The sequence below is a fragment of the Nocardioides agri genome (genome assembly GCF_013778305.1).
GTDB classification, from domain to species: domain Bacteria; phylum Actinomycetota; class Actinomycetes; order Propionibacteriales; family Nocardioidaceae; genus Nocardioides; species Nocardioides agri.
Genome location: NZ_JACEIC010000002.1, coordinates 848,977 through 872,951, shown reverse-complemented (window position 1 = coordinate 872,951; position 23,975 = coordinate 848,977). Strand labels below are relative to the sequence as shown.

24 protein-coding genes are annotated in these 23,975 nt (G+C 70.6%); 15 read left to right on the top strand and 9 right to left on the bottom strand.

Annotated elements, in window-relative coordinates:
- Positions 1–2: 2 nt before the first annotated feature.
- Genes HZF07_RS08740 through HZF07_RS08730 form a run of 3 tightly spaced genes read left to right on the top strand, consistent with a single transcriptional unit; the run spans position 3 to position 3,558 of the window.
- Positions 3–1,550, top strand: coding sequence for a long-chain-fatty-acid--CoA ligase (locus HZF07_RS08740; protein WP_220131835.1), 1,548 nt, complete (start codon positions 3–5; stop codon positions 1,548–1,550).
- The gene (locus tag HZF07_RS08735) at positions 1,547–2,788 is read left to right on the top strand and encodes a M20 metallopeptidase family protein (RefSeq protein WP_157340968.1); all 1,242 of its coding nucleotides are present in this window, start codon (positions 1,547–1,549) and stop codon (positions 2,786–2,788) included. Before HZF07_RS08740 ends, HZF07_RS08735 begins: the two co-directional genes overlap by 4 nt.
- On the top strand, positions 2,785–3,558 hold the full coding sequence (locus HZF07_RS08730) for an IclR family transcriptional regulator (RefSeq protein ID WP_181644954.1): 774 nt from the start codon (positions 2,785–2,787) through the stop codon (positions 3,556–3,558). The genes HZF07_RS08735 and HZF07_RS08730 overlap by 4 nt, the downstream gene beginning before the upstream one ends.
- A 192-nt stretch (positions 3,559–3,750) precedes the next feature.
- On the opposite strand, the gene HZF07_RS08725 is transcribed toward HZF07_RS08730, so the two are convergent.
- From HZF07_RS08725 to HZF07_RS08715, 3 genes are all read right to left on the bottom strand, one after another.
- Entirely contained in the window at positions 3,751–4,440 is a 690-nt protein-coding gene (locus HZF07_RS08725) for a DUF5995 family protein (RefSeq protein WP_157340966.1), read from the bottom strand.
- Positions 4,441–4,534: 94 nt separating this feature from the next.
- Positions 4,535–4,903: a nuclear transport factor 2 family protein gene (locus HZF07_RS08720; protein ID WP_157340964.1), complete on the bottom strand. Its 369-nt coding sequence runs from the start codon at positions 4,901–4,903 to the stop codon at positions 4,535–4,537.
- Between the two features lie 2 nt (positions 4,904–4,905).
- Positions 4,906–5,466, bottom strand: a complete 561-nt coding sequence (locus tag HZF07_RS08715) for a VOC family protein (protein WP_198346367.1) — start codon at positions 5,464–5,466, stop codon at positions 4,906–4,908.
- A 156-nt stretch (positions 5,467–5,622) separates the two neighbouring features.
- Between HZF07_RS08715 and HZF07_RS08710 the strand changes: the two genes are divergently transcribed.
- Genes HZF07_RS08710 through HZF07_RS08700 form a run of 3 tightly spaced genes read left to right on the top strand, consistent with a single transcriptional unit; the run spans position 5,623 to position 8,564 of the window.
- A complete protein-coding gene (locus HZF07_RS08710; RefSeq protein ID WP_157340960.1) occupies positions 5,623–6,444 on the top strand; it encodes a TetR family transcriptional regulator in 822 nt (273 codons plus the stop codon).
- A 36-nt stretch (positions 6,445–6,480) separates the two neighbouring features.
- A complete protein-coding gene (locus HZF07_RS08705; protein ID WP_157340958.1) occupies positions 6,481–7,644 on the top strand; it encodes an enolase C-terminal domain-like protein in 1,164 nt (387 codons plus the stop codon).
- The gene (locus tag HZF07_RS08700) at positions 7,644–8,564 is read left to right on the top strand and encodes a ketopantoate reductase family protein (RefSeq protein WP_157340956.1); all 921 of its coding nucleotides are present in this window, start codon (positions 7,644–7,646) and stop codon (positions 8,562–8,564) included. The genes HZF07_RS08705 and HZF07_RS08700 overlap by 1 nt, the downstream gene beginning before the upstream one ends.
- On the opposite strand, the gene HZF07_RS08695 is transcribed toward HZF07_RS08700, so the two are convergent.
- Positions 8,554–9,498: an SMP-30/gluconolactonase/LRE family protein gene (locus HZF07_RS08695; RefSeq protein WP_181644953.1), complete on the bottom strand. Its 945-nt coding sequence runs from the start codon at positions 9,496–9,498 to the stop codon at positions 8,554–8,556. The two genes, HZF07_RS08700 and HZF07_RS08695, sit on opposite strands and share 11 nt — an antisense overlap.
- A gap of 167 nt (positions 9,499–9,665) precedes the next feature.
- Here HZF07_RS08695 and HZF07_RS08690 point away from each other — a divergent pair, with 167 nt between their 5' ends.
- The 3 genes from HZF07_RS08690 to HZF07_RS08680 are packed head-to-tail and all read left to right on the top strand — an operon-like array spanning position 9,666 to position 11,868.
- Positions 9,666–10,316 carry a carboxymuconolactone decarboxylase family protein gene (locus HZF07_RS08690; RefSeq protein ID WP_157340954.1) on the top strand — a complete coding sequence of 217 codons (651 nt, stop codon included), beginning with the start codon at positions 9,666–9,668 and terminating at the stop codon, positions 10,314–10,316.
- Positions 10,316–10,675, top strand: coding sequence for a DUF6285 domain-containing protein (locus HZF07_RS08685; protein WP_157344839.1), 360 nt, complete (start codon positions 10,316–10,318; stop codon positions 10,673–10,675). Before HZF07_RS08690 ends, HZF07_RS08685 begins: the two co-directional genes overlap by 1 nt.
- A complete protein-coding gene (locus HZF07_RS08680) occupies positions 10,672–11,868 on the top strand; it encodes an acyl-CoA dehydrogenase family protein (protein ID WP_181644952.1) in 1,197 nt (398 codons plus the stop codon). The genes HZF07_RS08685 and HZF07_RS08680 overlap by 4 nt, the downstream gene beginning before the upstream one ends.
- Positions 11,869–11,880: 12 nt before the next feature.
- On the opposite strand, the gene HZF07_RS08675 is transcribed toward HZF07_RS08680, so the two are convergent.
- Positions 11,881–12,846, bottom strand: coding sequence for a phosphotransferase family protein (locus HZF07_RS08675; protein WP_181644951.1), 966 nt, complete (start codon positions 12,844–12,846; stop codon positions 11,881–11,883).
- Positions 12,847–12,903: 57 nt separating this feature from the next.
- Between HZF07_RS08675 and HZF07_RS08670 the strand changes: the two genes are divergently transcribed.
- Entirely contained in the window at positions 12,904–13,797 is an 894-nt protein-coding gene (locus HZF07_RS08670; RefSeq protein ID WP_198346366.1) for a hydroxymethylglutaryl-CoA lyase, read from the top strand.
- Here the strand turns inward: HZF07_RS08670 and HZF07_RS08665 are convergent.
- Complete coding sequence (locus tag HZF07_RS08665) at positions 13,785–14,492, bottom strand: GntR family transcriptional regulator (RefSeq protein ID WP_157340950.1); 708 nt, start codon at positions 14,490–14,492, stop codon at positions 13,785–13,787. The two genes, HZF07_RS08670 and HZF07_RS08665, sit on opposite strands and share 13 nt — an antisense overlap.
- 114 nt (positions 14,493–14,606) lie before the next feature.
- On the opposite strand from HZF07_RS08665, the gene HZF07_RS08660 reads away from it, so the two are divergent.
- On the top strand, positions 14,607–15,821 hold the full coding sequence (locus HZF07_RS08660; protein ID WP_198346365.1) for a CaiB/BaiF CoA transferase family protein: 1,215 nt from the start codon (positions 14,607–14,609) through the stop codon (positions 15,819–15,821).
- 7 nt (positions 15,822–15,828) lie between these two features.
- Here HZF07_RS08660 and HZF07_RS08655 read toward each other — a convergent pair whose 3' ends face one another.
- Complete coding sequence (locus HZF07_RS08655; RefSeq protein ID WP_181644950.1) at positions 15,829–16,599, bottom strand: SDR family NAD(P)-dependent oxidoreductase; 771 nt, start codon at positions 16,597–16,599, stop codon at positions 15,829–15,831.
- A gap of 56 nt (positions 16,600–16,655) precedes the next feature.
- Here HZF07_RS08655 and HZF07_RS08650 point away from each other — a divergent pair, with 56 nt between their 5' ends.
- Both HZF07_RS08650 and HZF07_RS08645 read left to right on the top strand, forming a co-directional pair.
- Entirely contained in the window at positions 16,656–17,822 is a 1,167-nt protein-coding gene (locus HZF07_RS08650) for a thiolase family protein (protein WP_157340948.1), read from the top strand.
- 5 nt (positions 17,823–17,827) lie between these two features.
- Positions 17,828–18,982, top strand: coding sequence for an acyl-CoA dehydrogenase family protein (locus HZF07_RS08645; protein WP_157340947.1), 1,155 nt, complete (start codon positions 17,828–17,830; stop codon positions 18,980–18,982).
- A 157-nt stretch (positions 18,983–19,139) separates the two neighbouring features.
- Here the strand turns inward: HZF07_RS08645 and HZF07_RS08640 are convergent, their stop codons facing one another.
- Both HZF07_RS08640 and HZF07_RS08635 read right to left on the bottom strand, forming a co-directional pair.
- A complete protein-coding gene (locus HZF07_RS08640; protein ID WP_157340946.1) occupies positions 19,140–19,739 on the bottom strand; it encodes a hypothetical protein in 600 nt (199 codons plus the stop codon).
- Between the two features lie 215 nt (positions 19,740–19,954).
- Positions 19,955–21,064: a hypothetical protein gene (locus HZF07_RS08635; protein WP_157340944.1), complete on the bottom strand. Its 1,110-nt coding sequence runs from the start codon at positions 21,062–21,064 to the stop codon at positions 19,955–19,957.
- A gap of 574 nt (positions 21,065–21,638) precedes the next feature.
- Between HZF07_RS08635 and HZF07_RS08630 the strand changes: the two genes are divergently transcribed.
- Together HZF07_RS08630 and HZF07_RS08625 are read left to right on the top strand one after the other, a co-directional pair.
- Positions 21,639–22,400 (top strand): class I SAM-dependent methyltransferase, encoded by a 762-nt coding sequence (locus HZF07_RS08630; protein ID WP_198346364.1) that lies wholly within the window; start codon positions 21,639–21,641, stop codon positions 22,398–22,400.
- A gap of 625 nt (positions 22,401–23,025) precedes the next feature.
- Positions 23,026–23,781: a hypothetical protein gene (locus HZF07_RS08625; protein ID WP_157340942.1), complete on the top strand. Its 756-nt coding sequence runs from the start codon at positions 23,026–23,028 to the stop codon at positions 23,779–23,781.
- Positions 23,782–23,975: the final 194 nt, after the last annotated feature.

The following is a 23,975-nucleotide window of genomic DNA, read 5'->3' as shown; positions in this document are numbered from 1 at the left end:
CCGTGGCCGACCCGCTCGACCAGATCGCACTGGCCCGCCGGCAGCACTGGGTCAACCAGGTCGCTCGGCATGCGGTCGAGCGGGGCGACCTGGTTGCGCTGACGTTCCGCGGCGCGCCCACGACCTGGGCGGAGCTCCAGGCTCGCGTCGTCGCGCTCTCGGGTGCGCTCGCGCGCCGGGGCGTCGGCGCCGGCGACCGGGTCGCGATCCTGATGGGCAACCGGCCGGAGTACGTCGAGCTGCTGGTGGCGGTCAACCGCCTCGACGCGATCGCGGTGCCGCTGAACTTCCGGCTCAGCGCCGGTGAGGTCGCCTACGTGCTCGAGGACTGCGGTGCCGCACTGCTCTTCGTCGACGAGGGCACCGCGCAGGTCGCCGTCGAGGCGGCGGCGCAGTCGTCGCTCCCGGTGACTGTCCTCGACGGGCCGGCGTACGACGGCCTGCTCCTGGAGGTGGGCGAGCCGGCTCCCGACGTCGACGTTGCGGAGGACTCGCCGGCGCTGATCATGTACACCTCCGGCACGACCGGACGGCCGAAGGGTGCCGTGCTCACGCACCGCAACCTGGCGTCGCAGAGCGCGACCCTGCTGATGGCGTTCGGGTTCCGCCTCGACGGCGAGGTCAACCTCTGCGCGTCGCCGCTCTTCCACATCGGCGCGATCGGCAGCGTCGCGCCGGCGCTGATGGTCGGCGCCACGATCGCGGTGCTCCCGACCGGTGCGTTCGACGCCGCCGAGGTGCTCGACCTGATGGCGCGCGAGCGCGTGACGTCGGTCTTCCTCGTGCCGACGCAGTGGCAGGCGCTCTGCGACGAGCAGGAGCGGTCGCCGCGCGACCTCGCCGACCTGCGGGTGACCGGCTGGGGCGCTGCTCCGGCAACGGACACGCTGCTGCGCACGATGGCCGAGGTGTTCGTCGGCTCGTCGAACGTCGCGCTCTTCGGGCAGACCGAGATGTCCCCGGTGACCTGCGTGCTCGAGGGCAAGGACGCGCTGCGCAAGCTCGGGTCGGTCGGCAAGCCCGTTCCCGCCGTGCAGGCCCGCGTCGTCGGCCCCGACATGGTCGACGTCGCCGCCGGCGAGGTCGGCGAGATCGTCTACCGCGGGCCCGGCACGATGCTCGGCTACTGGCGCAACCCGGGGGCGACGGCCGAGGCGTTCGCCGGCGGCTGGTTCCACTCCGGGGACCTGGTGCGCGTCGACGACGAGGGCTTCGTCTACGTGGTCGACCGGGCGAAGGACATGATCATCTCGGGCGGGGAGAACATCTACTGTGCCGAGGTCGAGAACGTCCTCGCCGGGCACCCCGGCATCGCCGAGGTCAGCGTCATCGGCCGGCCGCACGAACGCTGGGGCGAGACGCCTGTCGCCGTCGTCGTGCCCCGCGACGGGGCGGAGCTGGAGCTGGACGGCGTGCGGGAGTGGGCGTCCGGTCACCTGGCCCGCTACAAGCTGCCGACGGTGCTCGAGGTCGTCACCGAGCTGCCCCGCAACGCGTCGGGCAAGGTCACCAAGGGCGCGCTGCGCGAGTGGTACGGGGCGGCGTCATGAGCGAGCTGCATCGGCTCGTCGACGAGGCGTGCGCCGAGCACGAGGAGTGGCTGATCGCCAGCCGCGCCTGGCTGCACGCACACCCGGAGTTGAGCAACCGCGAGGAGCAGACGGCGGCGTACGTCGCCGCACAGCTGCGTGAGCTCGGCCTCGACGAGGTGCGCACCGGGATCTCCGGCCACGGCGTCGTCGGGGTGCTTCGGGGCGGGCTGCCGGGGGAGCGGGTGATCGCGCTCCGCGCGGACATGGACGCCCTGCCGGTGGAGGGTGCGGACGGCGTGGGGCCGGTCTCGCACGCCTGCGGCCACGACTGCCACGTCGCGACCGTGCTCACCACAGCGCGGGTGCTCGCGGGAGTGCGGGACAAGCTGCCGGGCACGGTCGTGTTCTTCTTCCAGCCCGCCGAGGAGGGCGCGCCGATCGGCGAGATCGCGGGCGCCAAGGCGATGCTCGACGCGGGCGCGCTCGACGGCGTCGAGCCGACGATGGTCTTCGCGATGCACGTCGTCTACCTGCCCAAGGGCGTGATCGGCTACCACGTCGGCAACCAGTTCGCCGCGGCGTGCGCCGTCGACGTCACCATCCGCGGCGTGCAGACGCATGGCGCTGCGCCGTGGCTGGGCGTCGACCCGATGCCAGCGGCCGCGCAGGTCATCCTCGGTGCGAGCCAGCTCTACCGGCAGGTGCCGGCCGCCAGCCCGGTGGCCGTCTCGATCGGGCACGTCGAGGACGTCGGCCGCTGCAACATCATCGGCGCGAGCGTGACCCTCAGTGGAACGATGCGCAGCAGCCGCCAGGAGGACATGCCGGCGCTCAAGGCCGGGTTCGAACGGCTGGCCGAGCACTCTGCGGCGGCGTACGGCTGCACGGCGGAGCTGGACTACCACTTCGAGATCCCGGCGGTGCGCAACGAGCAGGCCTGGTTCGACGCCGCCCGCCCGACGCTCGAGCGGGCGGTAGGCGCGGAGCGCGTCGTCCCCGTCGAGCCGGTGATGGGCTCCGACGACATGGCCGAGCTCGTCAGCGCCTACGGCGGGCTCTACCTGACCTATGGCGTGCAGGACACGCGGATGGACGGTGACCGGGTGCTGCCGGTCGAGGGTGGTCGCGGGCTCGCGCCCAACCACCACCCGGCGTTCTACGCCGACGACGCGTCGCTGCTCGACAACGTGCGGGTGCACGCGCACGTCGCCGTCGACCACTTGCTGGGCGATCTCGACGCTAGAGTTCCCCGGTGACCACGGGGGATGACGCGAACCGGCCGCAGTACCCCATCGAGTCGGTCGACAACGCGCTGCGGATCCTGCTGCTCCTGGGGGAGCGGCGCAGCATCCGGCTGACCGACGTCAGCGAGTACCTCGGCGTCGCGACCTCCACCGCCCACCGCCTGATGGCGATGCTGCTCTACCGCGGCTTCGTCCGTCAGCCCGAGGGCTCTCGCGCCTACGAGCCCGGACCGTCGCTGACCACGATCGCGTTCTCGGTGCTTCGCCAGGTCGACGTCCGCGCCCGGCTCCACCCCTACCTCGAGCGCCTCTCCTCCGGCCTCGGCGAGACCGTCCACCTCAGCCGCCTCGACGGCAGCACGGTCTCCTTCGTCGACGCCGTCGAGAGCCCGCGCGCCGTCCGCGTCGGCTCCCGCCTCGGCATGTCGATGCCCGCCCACTCCACGTCGTCCGGCAAGGCGCTGCTGACGATGCTCGACGACGACGCGATCCGCCGCCTCTACCCGGACGAGAAGCTCGCCCGCGTCACCGCGAACACCGTCACCAAGCGCTCCGTCCTGCTCAAGCAGGTCGCCGACGCCCGCCAGCGCGGCTACGCCACGAGCGAGGCCGAGAGCGAGGACGGCGTCGCCTCCGTCTCCGTCCCCCTCGGCGAGTACGGCGGCGCTCGCTACGCGCTCAACGTCGCCTCGCCGCAGGACCGGATGAACGACGCCACCCGGGCCGAGATCGCCGCCGCCCTGGCCGCCGTCGCCGACGAGGTGCACTCCTACTTCCCGTGAGCCGGGGCGTGCTGTCCGCAGCTGCTTGCAGTCGCCGGTCGCGTGCAGACGACGTACACACATCGTCGAGCTCGGCGCCGCCTTTCGGCGCTGGAGGGACGCGGCGACCGCTGGTCGCGCCAGTGGGCGTAGTGCTGCTGGTCAGCATGATCCCGAGTTGCCCGCGGATGTCTCGGGCCCTGGGCGACCCAGTCAGTCGGTGGGGATGAGCAGCGCCCGCGAGGTCATGCCGACGGTGTGCCCCAGGCCGTCGAGGAAGCGACCGCGCAGGAACCGCGTGCGGCGCAGCGCCCAGATCGTCTCGGCGGTGATCCAGGCGAGGTCGCGTGCCTTGTCGATGTTCCAGGTGCTGATCAGGTGGACGACCGGGCCGACGTGGTCGTCCACGTGTCGTCCGACCGCATCCAGGAAAGACCGCCGGATCGAGGACTCGACCTGGGCGAGGATCCTGTTGACACCCTCGTAGTCGGCGTGGACGTCGTCAGGCTCGAGCCCGCGCGTGCGGCAGACGTCGACGACGGCGATCGGCAGGTCGTGCTCGATGTGCGTGTTCATGCCGGCCACGGCGTACTGCACGGGGAGTCGTCCGCCGCGACGTGCGTCGAACAGCGGCCTCCACGCCGAAGTGACACGGCGCCCCGCCGCGTCCGCGTCGTGCGCCGCCAACCAGTGGTTGGCGAAGCCGACATCCAGTGCGGCCATCGTCTCCGCGTCCCGGAACCACCTCTGGTCCGGGTCCGGGTCGGCGATGAGGAGGGCGATCCGCTCGGTGACAGTGAGGTACATGCGGTTGAACACCGCGACCCCGTCGTGGGCAGGCAGTGCAGCGTCGATCTCCCGCAGCCGCGAGAGGACGCCGTCGACGGACGTCGGCGCGTTCATGACTGGAGTATTCCGTGGGTACGCCGAAATGCGCCGAGCCCGCCGACAAACGGGTAGTCGGCGGGCTCGGGATGCTGTGAGTCGGAGGTCCGAGTCAGGAGAGCTGGGCGAGGAGCGAACCGCGGTCGAAGTACTCCTCGATCCGGTGGATCGCGCGGTCCTCCACGTAGACCCGCAGGATCGCGGGGACGTGGGCGGTCTTGCCGTCGCGGGTGGCGACGATGACGTGCTGGCGCAGGAAGCCGTCGTCGAGGCCGACCGTGCGGGCGTCGGTGTAGCCGAACTCGTCGTAGCGGTCGGGGATGCTGCCCAGGGTGGCGAGGTTCTCGGCCTTGGTCTGGTCGACGTCGTCGTAGTTGTGCCAGACGGTCACGTCGTCGCGGTAGCAGGCGCTGACCGCGTCGATGTCACCGCGGGAGACGGCGTCGAAGAACTCCTCGGCGAAGACGAGGACGTCGCTCATCGTCACGCTCCGACGGCGGTCGACGGCACGCCCTCAGCATTGACCGGGGCCAGGTTGACGTCGTCCTCGTTGAGCTCGCGGGTCCAGGCTGCGAACTCGAGCAGCACGCCGTCCGGGTCGAAGAAGTACATCGAGCGGACGAACACGCCGTCGTGCATCTCGGCGGCGACGCCGCGCTCGCTGTCATCGTGGTTGAGGACCGGTCCGGTCTGCACACCCTTGGCGTCCAGGCGTGCCTTGTACTCGTCGAACTTCTCGAGCGGCACGGTGAACGCCACGTGGTTCATCGATCCGTGAGCGGTGGCGATGTCGCCGAGGCCGGGGAGCGACTCGGCGGACGCGATGCCCGGCGCCTTCTTCGGGGCGTTGGGGAACCAGAAGAACGCGAGGTAGGAGTCGTTGCCCATGTCGAAGAAGAAGTGCTGTCCGCCACCCGGCATGGCGATGGTCTTCTTCAGCTCCATGCCCAAGACGTTCGTGTAGAAGTCGACGGTGCGCTCCATGTCCTCGCACACCAGCGCGAGGTGGCACAGTCCGCGGATCTCGAACTCGGTGTTCGCCATTGTGCTGCCGCCTTTCAGGTTCATCGGCGTCGTCGCCTGACGTGACGGTAGTCACGCCTGTTCGTTCGGTCAAGAGCGAACGCACGCTAAGTTCTCACCGAACATCGAGCGGCGTGCGGCGCCCACGCGCGGCTCGACCGGGTTAGCGTGTGCGCCGTGACAGGACGACGCGCGCAGAGCGCACCTCTCGGGTCCCGGATGCGGGCCGCCCGGGTCGAGCGCGGGCTCGGCCTGCGCGAGCTCGCACTGCAGGTGGGCATGAGCCCGTCCTCGCTGAGCGAGTTCGAGCACGGCAAGAGCCGGCCGGGGGCGGAGCGGATCGCCGCTCTCTCGGCGGCCCTGGAGGTGACGGTCGAGCAGGAGCCCGCTGCGTTCGCCGTACCGGACTTCGCGCACTGGCGCGAGTACGACGAGCTCGCCGTCGACCAGGTGTCGCTCGCCGGCCTCGAGCTGTTCGTCGAGCGCGGCTACCACGGCTCGACGATGCGGATGATCGCCGAACGCTGCGGCATGACCGTGGCCGGCCTCTACCACCACGTGCCGAGCAAGCAGGACCTGCTGGTCAAGCTGATGCGGCTGGCGATGGGGGAGATGGTGGCCCGCTGCGCGGCCGCCGACGCCGAGGGCGCCACGCCGCAGGAGCGCCTGACCAACCTGGTCTCGAGCCTGGTGCTCTTCCACGTCCGCCGGATGCCGTGGGCCTACCTGGCGACCAACGAGCCGCGCGCGCTCGAGGAGCCGGCCGCGGGGGAAATGCTCGAGGAGCGGCGCCGGGTGCGACAGATGTTCGAGGACGCGGTGGTCGAGTGCCGCGGCGGGGCCGGCCACCCCGACCTGGTCCCGGACCGGGTCACCGCGCGGGCGATCGTCACGATGACGATCTCGATCCCCGACTGGTACGCCGACGGCGGCCGGCCCGACCCCGAGGTGCTGGCCGCCCAGTACGTCGCGCTCGCGGAAGACATGGTCTACCCTTAGCGAACGCTAAGTCGGGAGACGCCGAAAAGGGTGGCCATGCGCATCGTCGAGATCCGAGAGGTCGCCGTACCGCTGAGCGGCGACGTCGCCAACGCCGTGGTGAGCTTCGCGGGCCACACTGTCTCCCTCGTCGCGGTCGTGACCGACGTCGTGCGCGACGGCCGCCCGCTCGTCGGCATCGCGTTCAACTCGATCGGCCGGCACGCGCAGAGCGGCATCCTCCGCGACCGGATGGTGCCGCGCGTGCTCGACGCCGACCCCGACTCGCTCCTCGGCGCCGACGGCCTGCTCGACCCGGCGCTCGTGCTCGCCCGCATGATGCAGGGCGAGAAGCCCGGCGGCCACGGCGACCGCGCCGCCGCCGCGAGCGCCGTCGAGCTCGCCTGCTGGGACCTGCTCGCGAAGCACCACGACGAGCCCGCCCACGTCACGATCGCGCGGGCGCACGGCCGCACCCCGGCGTACGACGGCGTGCCCGTGTACGCCGCCGGCGGCTACTACGCGCCCGGCAAGGGCATCGCCGAGCTGCGCGACGAGCTCGCCGGCTACCGCGACATCGGCTACGCCGCGACCAAGATCAAGATCGGCGGCCTCCCGCTCGCCGATGACCTGGCCCGGCTCGAGGCCGCCGTCGAGGTCATGGGCGGCGGCGCGGGCGTCGCCGTCGACGCCAACGGCCGCTTCGACCGCGACGAGGCGCTCGCCTACGCGCGCGCCATGGACGGGCTCGACCTGCGCTGGTACGAGGAGGCGGGCGACCCGCTCGACTACGACCTCAACCGCCGGCTCGCCGAGGCCTACGCCGGCCCGATCGCCACCGGCGAGAACCTCTTCTCGACGCAGGACGTGCGCAACCTGCTGCTCTTCGGCGGCGTTCGCCCCGACCGCGACGTCTTCCAGATGGACGCCGGCCTCAGCTACGGCCTCACCGAGTACGCGCGGATGATCGCGCTGATGGAGGAGCACGGCGTCGGTCGAGCCGCGGCGTACCCGCACGGCGGCCACCTCATCAACCTGCACATCGTCACCGGCCTCGGTCTCGGTGGCTGTGAGGCGTACCCCGGGGTGTTCGAGCCGTTCGGCGGCTACAGCCCGGACTGCAAGCTCGAGGGCGGGCTCATCCACCCGAGCCAGGCGCCCGGCTTCGGCCTCGAGGCCAAGCCAGGCCTCGCCGACGAGATCGCCGGGCTGGTGGCCTGATGCGCATCGCGGTGGTCGGCTGCGGCGCGATGGGCTCGGTGTACGCCGCTCGCCTCGCGCTCGGCGGCCACGACGTGCTCGTGACCGACACCTGGGGCGACCACGTCGCCGCGATCAACGCCGACGGCCTGCGCCTCGCCGGTCCCGACGGCGACCACCGGGCGTCGGTGCGCGCTTTCACGTCGGCGCCTGAGGAACCGGTCGACCTGGTGGTGCTGGCGGTCAAGGCCTCAGACGCCCGGGGCGCCGCCGCCCAGGCGCGTCCGCTCGTGGGCGACACCACCACGGTGGTCACGATCCAGAACGGCCTCGGCTCCGCTGACGGCGTCGCCGACGAGCTCGGTCGCGACCGGCTGGCCGTCGGCATCGCGAGCGGCTTCGGCGCCTCGCTCCGCGGACCCGGCCAGGCCCACCACAACGCGATGAAGGCGCTGCGCTTCGGGTCGTACGACGGGCTCGACCCGGCGGCCGTCGAGGCCGTCGCGGAGGCGTGGCGGGCCGGCGGCTTCGACGCCGCCGCGGTCTGCGACATCGCCGCGATGCAGTGGGAGAAGCTGATCTGCAACGTCGCCTACAGCGCGCCCTGCGCCCTCACCGGCCTCACCGTCGGCGAGGTCATGGACGACCGGGAGGTCGGCCCGGTCAGCCGGGCCGCCGCCGTCGAGGCGTGGGAGACCGCGCAGGCGCTGGGCATCCGCATCGACGTGCCCGACCCCGTCGAGCACGTGCGCGCCTTCGGCGCCCAGATGCCCGCGGCCAAGCCGTCCGCACTGCTCGACCTCGAGGCCGGCCGGGTCAGCGAGATCGGGGTGATCAACGGCGCCGTGCCCCGCGAGGCCGCCAAGTTCGGCCGCACCGCTCCGGTCAACGCCACGCTCACCGCTCTCGTGCGCGCCCGCGAGGCGCGCGTCAGGCGTTGACCTCGACCGCCTGGTTCGCCAGCTTCAGGCCGGGGCGCGGCCAGTCGAGCGCGAGCAGCTTGCCCGTGCTCGCGGCCGTGACGTACGCCGTCTTCAGGTCCGGGCCGCCCCAGCAGATGTTGGTGATGCCCGGGTCGGCGTCGGTGTCGATGCTGACGAACTCGACGAGCTCGCCCTCGGGCGAGAGCACCAGGATCCCGGGGTTCACCATCGATGCGACGCAGATGTTGCCGTTGGCCTCGACCCCCAGGGAGTCGAAGTAGCGCATGTGGGGGGACGCGTAGAGGAAGTTGCCGCCACCGGAGCCGGCCAGGGTCTGGCCGCCGACGATCTCGCCCGGAGCGGTGACGCTCCACCACCAGACACGGGCGGTGTAGGTCTCGCTCACGTAGAGGCGGGACCCGTCGGGTGAGAGTCCGATGCCGTTCGGCTGGTTCATGTCAGCGGCGACCAGGCTGATCGAGGAGCCATCGGCCTTGCCGTAGAAGATCCGGCCACGGTCGGCACTGATGCCGTCGCTCTTGCCATGGTCGGTGAAGTAGAAGCCGCCGTGGGCGTCGAACACGATGTCGTTCGGCCCGCGCAGCTGCAGGCCGTCGCACTCGGTGTAGAGCGTCTCGACCTCGCCGGTCTCGAGGTCGACCGCCTGGATCGAGCCGCCCTGGTAGGTCTCCGGGATGCCGCCGGCGAACGTATAGCCCGCGACCTCGAAGGCGTACATGCCGCCGCAGTTGGCGATGTAGGCGCGGCCGTCGGGGCCGATCGCCGCACCGTTCGGACCGCCGCCGACGTCGGCGACGATGGTGTGGGTGCCGTCGGGGGAGACCCGCGTCAGGGTGCCGCGGTGGATCTCGACGACGAGGACGTCGCCGTTCGGGAGCGCGACCGGCCCCTCGCTGAACTTCAGGCCGGTGGTCACGACACGGAACGACACGGGTACTCCCTGCAGGTGCGGCCGGGCCACCCGGCGAACTGGATTGTGTGCAATCTAATCACTCTTGAGCCCGCAGGCAACGTCCCACCCCCGAACCAGAGGCCGCCGCTCCAGAGATTGCATGTAATCTGCCACCATCGTCGTCAGCCGCCGGGAAGGAAGAATCGATGCCCCGTCTCCGTCAGGTCCCCCGCAACGAGGTCGAGTCCGAGGTCGTCCTCTCGATGTACGACCGGCTCTTCGGCGACCGGGACCCGGTCGCCGAGCCCGGCACGGCGACCGGCACACCCGGCGACTGGTGGACGGTCTTCGCCCTCGTGCCGGACATCTTCGAGCACGCCGTGCGCGGCTTCGGCCTCTACCGCAGCCCCGACCGCAAGCTCGACCCGCTGCTCCGTGAGCTCGGCCAGACGCGGGCGGGCTGGCTGCGTGGCAGCCAGTTCGTGTTCTCCCAGCACTGCAAGGCTCTTCGCGCCCTCGAGGTCAGTGAGGAGCGGATCGCGGCCGTGCCGTCGTGGGGAGCGTCCGACCTGTTCTCCCCGCTCGAGCGGGCGGTCCTGTCCTACACCGACAGCCTGGTGACCGGCGGAGGTCGTGTCGACGACGGCACCTTCGAGGTGCTGCACCAGCACCTCAGTGACGAGGAGATCCTCGAGCTCACCTACGTCACCACGCTCTACGACATGCACGCCGTGATCTGCCGGGCGCTGCGCCTGGAGTTCGACGACCGCCCCGAGGAGATCGTCGAGGTCGACGGCCCGGACGGTCAGCGGGTCGCGCTCGACCTCGGCCGGGCGATCAGCATCCCGGAGCGGTGATGAGCACCGGCGGCGACCTCTACGACGTACCGGCGGCGGGGGAGCTGCTCGACGCCGTCTGCGAGTTCCTGGAGACCCAGGTACTCGAGGCGGTCGAGGGCAGCACCCGCTTCCACACCCGCGTCGCCGTCAACGCGCTGCGCATCGTGCAGCGCGAGCTCGAGCACGGCGGCACCGACGTCGCGGCGCACCGCGCCCGGCTCGCCGAGCTCGGGTACGCCGACGACGCCGCGCTCGCCGCCGTCATCCGGTCCGGCGCCGAGGACACTCGCTACACCGAGATCAAGGACGCGGTCACCGAGAGCGTGCGTGCCAAGCTCCGCGTCGACAACCCCCGCCACCTCGAGGAGACGTCGTGACGTTCCAGGTCCCCGACCACGTCCGGCCGCTGCGCGACCGGGTCCACCGCTTCATGACCGAGCGCGTCGAGCCGCACGAGGAGACGCTGCGCGGCCCCGACGGCGCGGCCCTCCTCGCCGAGCTGCAGCGCGACGCCAAGGCCGAGGGACTGTGGGCGCTCGGCCACCCCGCCGAGCTCGGCGGTGGCGGGCTGCCCTTCCTCGACTACGTCTACGTCAACGAGGTGCAGGGGCGCAGCGAGTTCGGCCAGCTGGCGCTGGGCACCTGGACGCTCCAGGACTCCATCATGCTCGACCGGCACGCCAGCCCGCACTGGCGCGAGGCCTACCTGCGGCCGCTGGTCGCCGGCGAGATCTCGCCGAGCTTCGCGATGACCGAGCCCGACGTCGCCGGCTCCGACCCGACCGGCCTGCAGACGACCGCGCGGCTCGACGGCGACGAGTGGGTGATCACCGGCCGGAAGTGGTTCACGACCGGCGCCGCGGGCGCGGCGTACACGACCGTCATGTGCCGCACCGAGACCGACGCGGCCCCGCACGCGTCGTTCAGCATGATCATCGTCCCGACCGACACCCCCGGCTACCGGCTCGTGCGCGAGACGCCCCTGCTCGGCCTGCCGTCCGGCGGCCACGGTGGCCACTACGAGGTGGCGTACGACGACGTGCGGGTGCCCGCCGAGAACCTGCTCGGCGAGCGGGGCAAGGGCTTCCTGATCGCGCAGGAGCGGCTAGGCCCCGGCCGGATCTTCCACGCGATGCGGTGGCTCGGCCAGGCGCAGCGCGCCTTCGACCTGATGTGCACCCGGCTCAACGAGCGGGTCGCGTTCGGCGAGCCGCTCGCCGAGAAGCAGCTGATGCAGAAGCACGTCTTCGACTCCTACACCGAGATCCAAGCGAGCCGGCTGCTCACCCTGGCGGCTGCCGAGCAGATCGACCGCGGCGACCAGGCCCGGGTGGAGATCGGCGCGATCAAGGTCTACGGCGCTCAGATGCTGCACAACGTGATCGACCGAGCCGTGCAGGTCTACGGGGCCGCCGGCGTCACCGAGGACACTCCGCTGAGCCACATGTACCGCTCCGCCCGCTTCGCGCGGCTCTACGACGGCGCCGACGAGGTGCACATCCAGAGCGTCGGCAAGCGGATCCTCGGCGAGTACCGCCGCGGCGGCAGCTGGGAGTTCGGGCTCCGCTGACGGGGCGGCGGGTCAGGGCAGCAGCTGAAGCAGCTCCCACTCGTTCTCCGCGACCCGGCGGCCGATCGTCGCCAGCTCGACCGAGCGCGTCTGGCCCGAGCGGTGCCGGTCGGCCTGGTGGATGCAGATGATCCCCCACTTGAGCGTGCCGAGGACCTGCCACCAGTGCAGCGCCTCGCGGTCGACGGTCGTGCCGCGCTCGGCCTCGTAGGCCGCGACCAGGTCGTCGACCGTGCCGAAGCCGCCGACGACCGGCTCCGCGCCGAACCGCCAGGCCCGCACGCACAGCCAGCCCAGGTCCTCCAACGGGTCGCCGAGGTGGGCGAGCTCCCAGTCGAGCACCGCGCGGATGCCGTCCGGGCCGACGATGAGGTTGCCGTTGCGGAAGTCGCCGTGCACCACGCGCGGGGTCACCGGCTCCGGCCGGTGCTCCTCGAGCCAGCGGATCGCGAGCTCGAACGCCGGGTGCGGCTGGCCGTGCTCGTCCAGCACGTCCCGCCACGCGGCCAGCTCGTCGCTGACCTCCAGGCCGGGCACGGCCGAGGGGTCGATGCTGTGGATCCGCGCCAGCGCGCGGCCGCACTGCGCGGCGAGCACCGGCCGCACCTCGGCGTACGCCGGGTCACGCAGGATCCTGCGTGGGATCGTCTCGCCCTCGACCAGGCTCATCACGACGTACGCCGCGCCGAGGTCCGCGCCGTCGATGCTCCCTGTGAGCACCTCGGGGGAGGGCACGCCCGCCGCTCGGGCCGCGACCATGAGCGCGGTCTCGCGGTCCATGGCGTCGGACATGCTGCCGGGCGCGTCCATCCGCAGGATCAGGTCGCGGCGGGTCGCGCGGTCGCCGTCGATCGTCAACGACCACGTGTGCCGCGACGCGCCGGCCGGGACGCGCTTGAGGTCCTCGATCCGCAGCGTCGGGTCGGCGAGTCGGGAGGCGAGCAGGTCGCGCAACCGCGACTCGAGTGTGGACGACACGAATCAGATTGTATGCAATGTGCGTACGATGGTGCCACCACAGTCCAGGAGGTAGCCGTGGAGATCATCGAGGTGGGGCCCCGCGACGGGCTCCAGAACGAGCAGGTGCTCGTGTCCACCGAGGACAAGATCGAGCTGATCTCGCGGAGCATCGACGCCGGCCTCCGGCGCATCGAGGCGACCAGCTTCGTGCACCCGCAGCGGGTGCCGCAGATGGCGGACGCCGAGGCCGTGATGGCCGGCGTCCCGCGCCGTGCCGACGTGTCCTACATCGGCCTGGTGCTCAACCGGCGCGGGTTCGACCGCGCCCTGGCGGCCGGGGTCGACGAGGTCAACTGCGTCGTCGTCGCCTCGGAGACCTTCAGCCGGCGCAACCAGGGGATGTCGGTGGCCGACTCCGTGCAGGTGGTCGGGGACCTGGCCGAGGAGTCCCGGGCCGCCGGGCTCGGCCTGTCGGTCACCCTGGCCACCGCCTTCGGCTGCCCGTTCGAGGGCGAGGTGCCGGAGACGACCGTGGTCGAGCTGGCCCGCCAGGTGCACGCCTTCGGGGTCGACGAGATCGCGCTGGCCGACACGATCGGGGTCGGCGTTCCGGCCCAGGTGTCCCGGCTGGCCGGGGGCGTCGCGGCCGCGGCGCCCGGCGCCGTGCTGCGCTGCCACTTCCACAACACCCGGAACACCGGCTACGCCAACGCCGTCGCCGCGCTCGACGCCGGCGTCACCGTGCTCGACGCGTCGACCGGTGGCATCGGCGGCTGCCCGTTCGCGCCCGACGCGACCGGCAACATCGCGACCGAGGACCTCGTCTACCTGCTCGACCGCAGTGGCGTCGGGACCGGCGTCGACCTCGAGCGGTTGATCGGCACCGCCCGGTGGTTGAGCGGCGTGCTGGGCGAGACCGTGCCCGGGCAGCTGGCGCGGGCGGGTGGCTTCCCGGCCTACTCCGCCTGACCGGTCGAGAAGAGGTCGTCGACCCCGGCGTCGATCCTGGCCAGGTGGTCGAGCAGCACATCGCGGCCGAGCATGATGTGCTCGAACATCAGCGAGGAGGCTCGCTGCCCGTCGCCGGCGGCGATCGAGTCGCGGATGAGCTGGTGGAAGAGGTGTGACCGCTCGGTCTGCGCGCGGTCGAACTGCCGGAACGCCTGGAAGACCAGCGGCACGTCGACCGTGCGCTCCAGCAGCCGGGCGAGGCGCTCGTGGTGAGCCCCGGTCAGGATCGCGCCGTGCACCTCGCGGTTGGCGGCGTCGATCGCGCGCAGCTGCTCGAGCTCGTCGTCCCACGTGGCGGCGAGAGCGGCGCCGAAGGCGACGATGCCGGCATCGAGTCGGTCGAGCTCTGGTGGCTCGATCCGCAGGGCAGCGAGCTCCGCGGCGTACCCCTCCAGCCGGGCCCGCAGGTCGTAGAGGTCGGCGACCTCCTCGACCGTGACGCCGCGGACGACGGCGCCGCGGTTGGCCTCGTGGTGGACGAGTCCCTCGGCCTCGAGCTGGCGCAGGGCCTCGCGTACCGGCGTGCGGGAGAGCTCGAACTCCTCCCCGATGCGCTGCTCCACCAGGCGCTGCCCGGGCTTGTAGCGGCCCTCGACGATCGCCCGCCGGATCTGCTGGTACGCCGACTGCGTGGTGCCTCTGCGGGTGGCCACGGCTCTGCTCCGTTTCGGTCTCGGTGCCGGTCGATTGTGTGCATCTTAGGTGCACGATCGACCGGCGCCGGTGAGATCGATCGACGTCCACGCCAGATTGTGTACAATTCCGGCGTGACCACGACCCCCACCGGCCCGCTCGGCGGGCTGCGCGTGCTCGAGCTCGGCAGCTTCATCGCCGGCCCCTTCGCCGGTCAGCTGCTCGGTGACTACGGCGCCGAGGTGCTCAAGGTGGAGACCACGACCTCGGGCGACCCGATGCGCCGCTGGGGCGTCAACGTCGACGGCGAGAGCCTGTGGTGGCCGTCGATCGCGCGCAACAAGCGCTCGGTCGCGATCGACCTGCGCCAGGAGGAGGGCCGCGACCTGATCCGGCGCCTGGCGACCGAGGTGGACGTGGTGCTCGAGAACTTCCGGCCCGGCACGCTCGTCACGTGGGGCCTCGACTACGCGACCCTCAGCGCGCTCAACCCGCGGCTGATCATGGTGCACGTCTCCGGCTTCGGGCAGACCGGACCGCGCGCCAACGACGCGGGGTTCGGCAGCATCGGCGAGGCGATGGGTGGGATCCGGCACACGACCGGCAACCCCGAGCTGCCGCCGACGCGGTCGGGCATCAGCCTCGGCGACTCTCTCGCCGCGATGTTCGCGGTCATCGGCACCCTCGCGGCGGTCAACGAGCGGCACGCCAGCGGCCGCGGCCAGGAGGTCGACGTCGCGATCTACGAGGCCGTCGCCGCCCTGATGGAGTCGACGATGGCCGACCACGCGATCGCGGGTGTCACCCGCGGGCGCACCGGGTCGGTGCTGCCGGGCGTCTCACCGTCCAACGTCTACCCGACCTCCGACGGCGCCGAGGTGCTGATCGCGGCCAACGCCGACACCGTCTTCCGTCGCCTCTGCGACGCCATGGGCCGGCCCGACCTGGCCGACGACCCGCGCTTCGCCGAGCACGCGCCCCGCGGCGCCAACATGGCCGAGATCGACGGGATGATCGCCGACTGGACCCGCACGCTGGCGGCCGACGAGCTGCTGGCCGCGATGGAGGAGCACGGGGTGCCCGCAGGCCGGATCTACACCGCGGCTGACATGCTCGCCGACCCGCAGTACGCCGCGCGCGACATGGTCGTCGAGCTGGTCAACCGGTTCGGCACCGCCGTGCCCGCGACCGGCATCGTGCCGAAGTTCTCCCGGACCCACCCGGGCGCACCGCTGCCCGGCCCCCTGCTCGGCGGGGACACCCGCCAGGTCCTGACGACGCTCGCCGGGGTCGGCGACGACGAGTGGGCCAAGCTGGCCGCCAACGGCGTGGTGCTCCAGGCCGACTGAGCCCCGGTCAGATCGCGGTCATCCCGCCGTCGACGACCAGCGTGGTGCCGGTGACGTACGACGAGGCGGGGCTGGCCAGGAAGAGCAGGGCGGAGTCCAGCTCGGCCTGCTCGCCGAAGCGGCCGAGCAGGCTGTGCTCGGCGACCATCGCCCGCAGCGCGTCCTCGCCGTACGCCGTCATCTCGCTGGCGAAGTAGCCCGGGCACAGCGCGTTGACGCGGATGCCCTTGCGGCCCGACCACTGCTGGGCGAGGTCGCGGGTGAGCCCGATGACGCCTGCCTTGCTGGCGGCGTACGGCGCCTGCGGGAAGCGTGACGCCACGAGCCCGTGGACGCTGGCGATGTTGACGATCGACGAGCCGTGCGGCATGTGCGGCGCGCAGGCGCGGGCCATCGAGTAGGCGCCGTTGAGGTTGACGTCGACGACCGAGCGGAAGTCCTCGGTGCTCTCGCGCAGTGCGGGCGCCGAGGCGCCGACGCCCGCGTTGTTGACCAGGACGTCGACCCGGCCGTGCTCGGCGACCGCGAGCGCAGCGAGCGCGTCGCAGTCGGCGGGGTCGGTCACGTCGGTGACGCGGGCGTGCACGGTCGCGCCGGTCACCCGGAGCTTCTCGGCCACCTCCTCGAGGCGCTCGGCGCGCCGCGCGCCGAGCACCAGCGTCCCACCCACGGAGGCGACGGCGTGCGCGAAGCCGACGCCGAGGCCGGAGCTGGCGCCGGTGATCACGACGACGCGTTCGTCGAGCCGGAAGGAGTCCAGGACGGTGGGAGTGCTCACGTGGACAGTTTAGCGATCGCTAACTAGGGTGGCGCAACACCCTGGGAGGAGATTTCATGCGCAACGCCGTCGTCGTCGACCTGGTCCGCACCCCGTCCGGGAAGGGCAAGCCCGGTGGCGCCCTCGCCGACCGGCACCCGGTCGACCTGCTCGCCATCACGCTCTCCGCACTGGTCGAGCGTCAGGACCTGGACCCCGCCCTCGTCGACGACGTGATCGTCGGCTGCGTCGGCCAGGTCGGCCAGCAGGCCCTCAACATCGGCCGCCAGGGCGTGCTCGCCGCGGGCTGGCCGGACACTGTGCCCGCCACGACCGTCGACCGGCAGTGCGGCTCCAGCCAGCAGGCCGTGCACTTCGCCGCCCAGGGCGTGATCGCCGGTGCGTACGACGTGGCAGTGGCGGCCGGCGTGGAGTCGATGAGCCGGGTGCCGATGTTCGCGGCCGTGCAGGGCGAGGACCCCTACGGACCGGCGATCGCCCGCCGCTTCCCCGAGGGCCTGCTCCACCAGGGCGTGTGCGCCGAGCTGGTCGCCGACAAATGGGGCTTGACCCGCGACGACCTGGACACGTACGCCGCCCGCTCACACCGCCTCGCGGCGGCCACGGCGGAGGCGGGTGGGTTCGCGGGCGAGCTCGTGTCGGTCGGCGGGGTGACGGCCGACGAGACCGTCCGGGCCGGTACGACCGTCGAGGGCCTCGCCGGGCTGCGGCCCGCATTCGCGACGCCGGAGATGCAGGAGCGCTTCCCCGCGATGGACTGGCGGATCACGCCGGGCAACTCCTCGCCGCTGACCGACGGCGCTTCGGCGGCCCTGGTCATGGCGGAGGAGGTCGCGGAGCGGCTCGGCCTCCGCCCGCGCGCCCGGCTGGTCGCGTTCTCCGTCGCCGGTGACGACCCGGGGCTGATGCTCACCGCGCCGATCCCCGCGACCCTCAAGGTGCTCGACCGCGCGGGTCTCGCCATCGACGACGTCGACGCCTACGAGGTCAACGAGGCCTTTGCCAGCGTCCCCCTCGCCTGGGCCGCCGAGCTGCGCGCCGACCCCGAGCGCCTCAACCCACGTGGCGGCGCGATCGCGCTCGGCCACCCGCTCGGCGCCTCCGGCACCCGGTTGCTCACCACGTTGGTCAACCACCTCGAGGCGACCGGGGGCCGCTACGGGCTGCAGACGATGTGCGAGGCGGGCGGTCTCGCCAACGCGCTCCTGGTCGAGCGGGTCTGACGGCGATGACCAGGGACCTGTGGGCCCGGCGCCCGTTCTTCGACGACGACCACGAGGACCTCCGTGCCACTGTCCGGGGCCTTCTCGCCCGTGCGGTCGTGCCGTACGGCGAGGAGTGGGACGCCGCCGGGATCATCCCGCGGGACCCGTGGCTGGCGGCGGGGGAGGCCGGCCTCCTGGGGCTCGGGCTCGAGGACGACTACGCCTTCCGGTGCGTGGTCATCGAGGAGTGCGCACGCGTCGGCGCCACGTCGTACTCCTCGGGCCTGACGGTGCACGCCGACATCGCCCTGCCGTACGTCGTGGACATGGCCGGCCCCGAGCAGGAGGCGCGGTGGGTGCCCGGGCTGACCTCGGGTGAGCTGATCGGCGCGATCGCGATGACAGAGCCCGGCACCGGATCGGACCTGCGCGGCATCCGGACCTCCGCCCGGCGAGACGGCGACGCCTGGATCCTCAACGGTGCGAAGACGTTCATCACCAACGGCATCAACAGCGACCTCGTCGTCGTGGTGGCTCGCACGGACCCGTCACCCGAGGCGGGCAGCCGGGCGTTCAGCCTCTTCGTGGTCGAGCGCGGGATGCCGGGCTTCGAGCGCGGCCGCAACCTCGACAAGGTCGGGCTCAAGGCGCAGGACACCGCGGAGCTCACCTTCTCGGACGTCGTGCTCACCGACGACCACCTGCTCAGCGAGGTCGGCGACGGCATGCGGCAGCTGATGGTGCACCTCCCGCTGGAGCGGATCGGCATCGCGGTTACCGCCTGCGCCGGCGCCCGCGCGGCGCTCGCGTGGACGGTCGACTACGTGCGCGAGCGAGCGGCGTTCGGCCGCACGGTGGCGGACTTCCAGCACACCCAGTTCGCGATCGCCGAGATGGTGACGGCGCTCGACGTCACGCAGGCGTACGTCGACCAAGCGGTGCTGCGACTCAACGCCCGTGAGCTGACCGCGGTCGAGGCAGCGCAGGCGAAGTGGTGGGCCACCGAGATGCACAAGACCGTCGTCGACCGGTGCGTGCAGCTCTTCGGGGGCTACGGCTACATGCTCGAGTACCCGATCGCCCGGGCCTACCTGGACACCCGGGTCACGACGATCTACGGCGGCACCACCGAGATCATGAAGCAGATCGTGGCCCGAGACGTCCTCGGCGTCCGGTAGTACCGATCCGCTGAGCATGCCGCGCTTTCCCTGGTACTGCTGGTCGCCCCATTCGCGGCGGATAGACGCACCTTCCAGAACGCAGGCTAGCGGGGGACGGCTTGGCTGTGTCATGGCTTCTCGCGTCCGTCCAGCCGGTCCGAGGCGGTTCAACTGATCACCGGTCGCCGCTGTCGTCCTGCAGCTTCTTCAGAAACAGATCGCGCGTGGTGCTTGACGACCAGGGTCGGATTTGCTGAAGTGCCTGGCCCGCCGCCAGCGGGACGCTGGCGATCGTTAGGTCCGGCTTCGGGTCTTGTTCCTCGGGGACTGGCGAGGGCAATTGAGCTGTGTAGGTCCGCTCTGTGGCATTGAGGAGTACTCGCACATCGTGATCCACTTGGGGCGGATGGTATTGGTCGTCTCCGGTTTGGCTGGGCAAGACATGCAATTCGACGTAGCCGATGATCGGTTCGCTGTGCCACACGTCCCCAACTGACTCCAGTTGTGCGATGTTCGCTGCGCCGGGTTCCAATCTTTCTGTCGAGATGGCGACCACCTCCCCGTCCTTCGCTTCTGCGGGATACAGAGTCCCAGTGGGGTGCAGCCAGTTCAGGAGGACGAGCGGCGGTCGATCCGTGATCAACGTCTGCACGTTTGCGCGGGCGATGACCGCGAATTCGATGGGCACAAGTTCGAGGTTGACGACCATCAACTCGTAGGTGCGCAACCGGTGGCCTGGATACTGCTTGCCTATTTGGAAGGTCGACACCAACATGAGTTGTTCTTCCTTTTTTGAAAAGTGACAGCCGTCGGACAGAAGTCCGAGCGGCCGTCCGAGCCATACCGGCAGCCAACCACCGCGTCGGAGCGCTTCGCATCCCGCACTGTGGTGAACCGCGTCGGTCCGAGTTGGCACACCCAGGGCGCTTCCCGCTACCTGACCTGAGAGCGAGTTCGTCGCGCCCCGGCCGGGACGGGCGGGTCACCGTGCTACTGGTACTTGATCGAGTACGTGTAGTCCACGCGGAACTCATAGGACCCGCCGACGGTATCGCGCACCTGAACCTGCGCCTTCCGGTTCTGTACTTTCTCGTGCTTGCCCGTCGGGCACGGAATCTCTCGCTCGCCAATGGCGAGGTCGTCGCCGTAGGACGGGAACGACCCGGAGTTGTACTGCCAGCCGGTGACCCCGAAGAAGACGCGCGGCTTCTCCGGTAGCGGTGTGTACGGGCCTAGCGTGACGGTTCCGGCCGGGTCTGGCCGCGCGAAGTGCCCGGAGTCGATGTTGCTGTTCTTGTAGGAGAGGTTATTGGTGCTCGGTCCACCCGCGGTGTGCAGATAGAAGTCCCAGGACGCCTCGCCTTTCGACAGCAGGTCACCGTCGTCGAGGACGAACAGGGCATCCACGGTGGCTTCGACCTTCCGCGAAAGCGTCGTCACAGAGTCCTCGACGTATTGCCAGTTGCCGAACTCGTCGACCAACAGCAGGAGCGTGTAATAGTCGGTTCCAGGTAGGAGTCCCTCGAGCGTGAACGAGAATCCGGTCTGTGGACCTCGTGCCTGGGTCACGACTGGAGTCGGAAGCGCTCGGCGAGCGTCGCCGATATCCCGTGGCTTCCATGGCCCGATGGAGAGGTGCGCGAGAACGGGCTTGTGTGTCGTGGCCACGCGCTCGTGGTACGTGCCATAGGTGTTGGAGTCGCCCTCGTGGTAGAGGTCCCTCTCCTCGGGCCGCTTGCGGAGCGCGATGACGGTGACTAGCTCCGGCGGCGCCTCGCCCTCGTCGTAGTTGACATACCACTCGTGCGGAGGCGTCTTGGAGTCCACGTCGAAGTCCGAAGGGACGATACAGGCCTGGTACGAGTGGCCGGGAGGGACTCGGAGGGAGTCAAACTGGCCGCGGACGTGGGCGTCGTCACTCGGGCTCGAGGTCGGGAAGGAGACCTTCATCCAGTCGTCGGCGTCCAGGCGGTGGATGATCAGCCAGTCGGGGTCCTTGTGGTAGTCGAGCTTAGTGAGCTCAGAGGACTTACCGCCCTCGGTGTCGACCACGAGGGTGTCGTTCGCGGCGGAGAGGCTGAACAGCGCACGCTTGCTCATTCCTCGACGTTAGCGAGGAACGCCGTTCTTCGTATCGCCTTCCTTAGGGGTCTGTGTGCCACCCCGCCACTGCGATCGGGAGGTTGGAGGAAGCCCGCCGTTCCTGGGGTCTGCTGCACGATCAGGCGACACCCTGACGTGCCGCGCGAGATTCCCGAAGCTGCGGTCGCCGGGCGCATCCGCGAAGGCACGGTGGCGATTCTGCAGGTCAGCAGCCGGGGATTGGATACGCGGTCAAGGCCGCAGTTCATGGGTTCATCTGGCCACGCTCGGTGCAGCCGGTCGCTGACAGTCGCCCTTGGCCCGTTGATCAATACGTCCACGCTCACATCGGGGAGGCGTGGTCCGGACAAAAGACACCGCCCTCTGTGCGATTGGCGACACTCACGGCTGTCAGAGGTAGACGCGGTTCTGCATGCTTCAGGCTGGTCAACGTCGTCATCGGCGCCGTCAGGCGGCGGATAGACGCTCGCTCCTCCGAGTGGGATGTTTCGGGATGTCGACTCCGCCTGTGGACGTCGGGGCGCGTCGGGTGCTGACATGCCGGGCGGTCAAGCCGGCAGAGGAGAGTGAGATGCCATTGCCTGACCTGAAGCAGATCTTCGAGCGCGAGTACGGCCGCCCACCGTCGTCGGTGGAGCAGCAAGCCGCGATGGAGGCGTTGGGCGACGAGTACCCCGCGGGCTTGGACACCTACAGCTTCGTCTCCAGGACCGAGTTGCGTGAGTTCGCCGCGCAGGTCGCGGCGGGCGACACACTGATCGACCTCGGTTGTGGCCGCGGCGGTCCGGGCCTGTGGGTCGCAGGCACGGCCGGCGCCAAGTTGGTCGGCGTCGACCTTGCTCAACCGGCCCTGGCGCACGCGCGCCGGCTGGCCGATCGGCTGGGTGTCCAGGCCGCATTCACCGTCGGCAGCTTCGAGAGCCCGCCGTTGAGAGATGCGACGGCCGATGTCGTGATGACGGTGGACGCGTTCCTCTTCACACCGGACAAGCGGGCTGGGTTCACGGAGCTCGCCCGCGTGCTGCGCCCAGGCGGGCGCCTGGCGATGACGTCGTGGGACTACGACGGTCAACCGAGGAACAGGCCACCGCAGGTGCCCGACCATCGGCCCCTGGCCGAAGAAGCCGGCCTGACGGTCCTCCGTTACGACGAGACGGACGATTGGCTCCGGCGATGCCAGGTCTTCGCCGACTTCCTGCTCGAGCACGCCGACGAGGCGGCAGCAGAGGCAGGCATGCCGACCTCGGTTCTGCGAGCCGCGCTCCGCGACATGAGAGACAGCACGGACCTGATGACGCGACGCTTTCTGCTGGTCGCCGAGAAGCCTCGATGACCGCCCGTCCTCGGTAGAACCCGGGAGCACAAATCGGGAAGCCTGGCACGCGACGGTATCCCGTCGCACGTCCTGCCTCGTGCACCCACCCCGCAATGTGACTGCGTCAGTCTGGGCGGACTGACCCTCGCCCGATCGGCGCGATGTCGCACCGTTAGACGACTCCCAGCGCTCGACAGGTTGGATGCTTGAACAGTCGGCCGTGCACTGGCGACTGGCACTTGCCGGCGCATGGATCGGGTCCTGGCTTCGGCCGTTCGACACTTCGCGTAGCTGGGCGCACGCACCTGAGGTGTCATCTGGGGCAGGGGTGAGGCGTGTCCGATCAAGGAACCAATCGGCATGGGCGGACAGAGCGCAGGCGACCTGTTTGGGATCTGCGCAGTGCCTGGTGCTCATGAGCTCGCGCAGTGGTTGCCTTTGCGCTGTCAAGCGTGGTTGACCGCCTGGGCTACTAAATCGTGGTTAGCGGCGCTAACTGGTTCGGGCGCCAGAAATCTCGGGGAACGTATTGCCGCGGGCAACCCGCGCGCGGGGAATATTCGCTTGTGCCTGCCCGCCCAACCACGAACGCCGGCCAGTGGTCGCGACTGTCAGCGATCGCGGCATCGGCACGGTCAAGGACATGATCGTCATGACCCTCGAGGAGTGGAACGGCGGGGACCACCGGAAGCGCTCCACCCTCGGTCACGTGCTCGCGACCGAAGTCCGTGGGCCGCATCAGCTGGCGCTCCTGGTCGTGCCTCTGCTTTCGCAGCGCCCGCGCCGACCGATTGTCGTCCTCGCCCCCAATGGCTCTACAGGTGTGCACATGCTCTGGACCGGCCTCAAGCAACGAAGTCCGTCGGACCCAGTCCGGGAGCCGAGCGACCAGGAAACCTCGCTTGCGCGGGAGATGGTGCGGATCTTCAGCCTCGGACGGGAAGGAATCGTCCCAGTCAGCGAGGCGCCCCTGTCCGACCGGTGGTCGTCGAGATCTGACGTTCTTCGGAAGGGTGCCCGGGATCGTGTGCGGGAGCTACCCATGCTCTCCGAAGCCGAGGCCCAGCGCATCCTGACCGGCACTACCGGCGACAAGACGGCATTGACCACGCTCATCGACGCTGGCCTGGTCATCGCGGTGGCAGCGAACCACAGTCGGGATGTACCTGCGTTCCAGTTCCTGGGCGCGGAGCTGCACCCGACCGTCGTTCACGCCAACCTGTTGCTCCGCGGCCGGAGCCGACCCTGGGGCGTAGCGCGGTGGTGGACGACCGTCGACCCGGTCCTCCAGATGACTCCGGTGAACGCGCTTGCACATCCACGGTTGCGGCCCACGTTGCTGGACCGGGCCGAAGCGTCCGGAGCGAGTGCCGGCACGTCGATCGATCGTGAGTCGTGATGGGGGTAGCCAAGGGCGACCGGTCCGGAGGTCAGCGACTGCCCTTGGCCTTCCCGATGTCGGCTGGGCTCATCGGGCGCAGCGACACCCGCCGACAACTCGCGACGGCTCCTTCGTCCACCGGCGGCCGACGTGGGTGTGGCGAAGCGGCCCCAGCCAAAGGGTGTCGGGCGGCCGTGGCCGTCCGCCCGCGA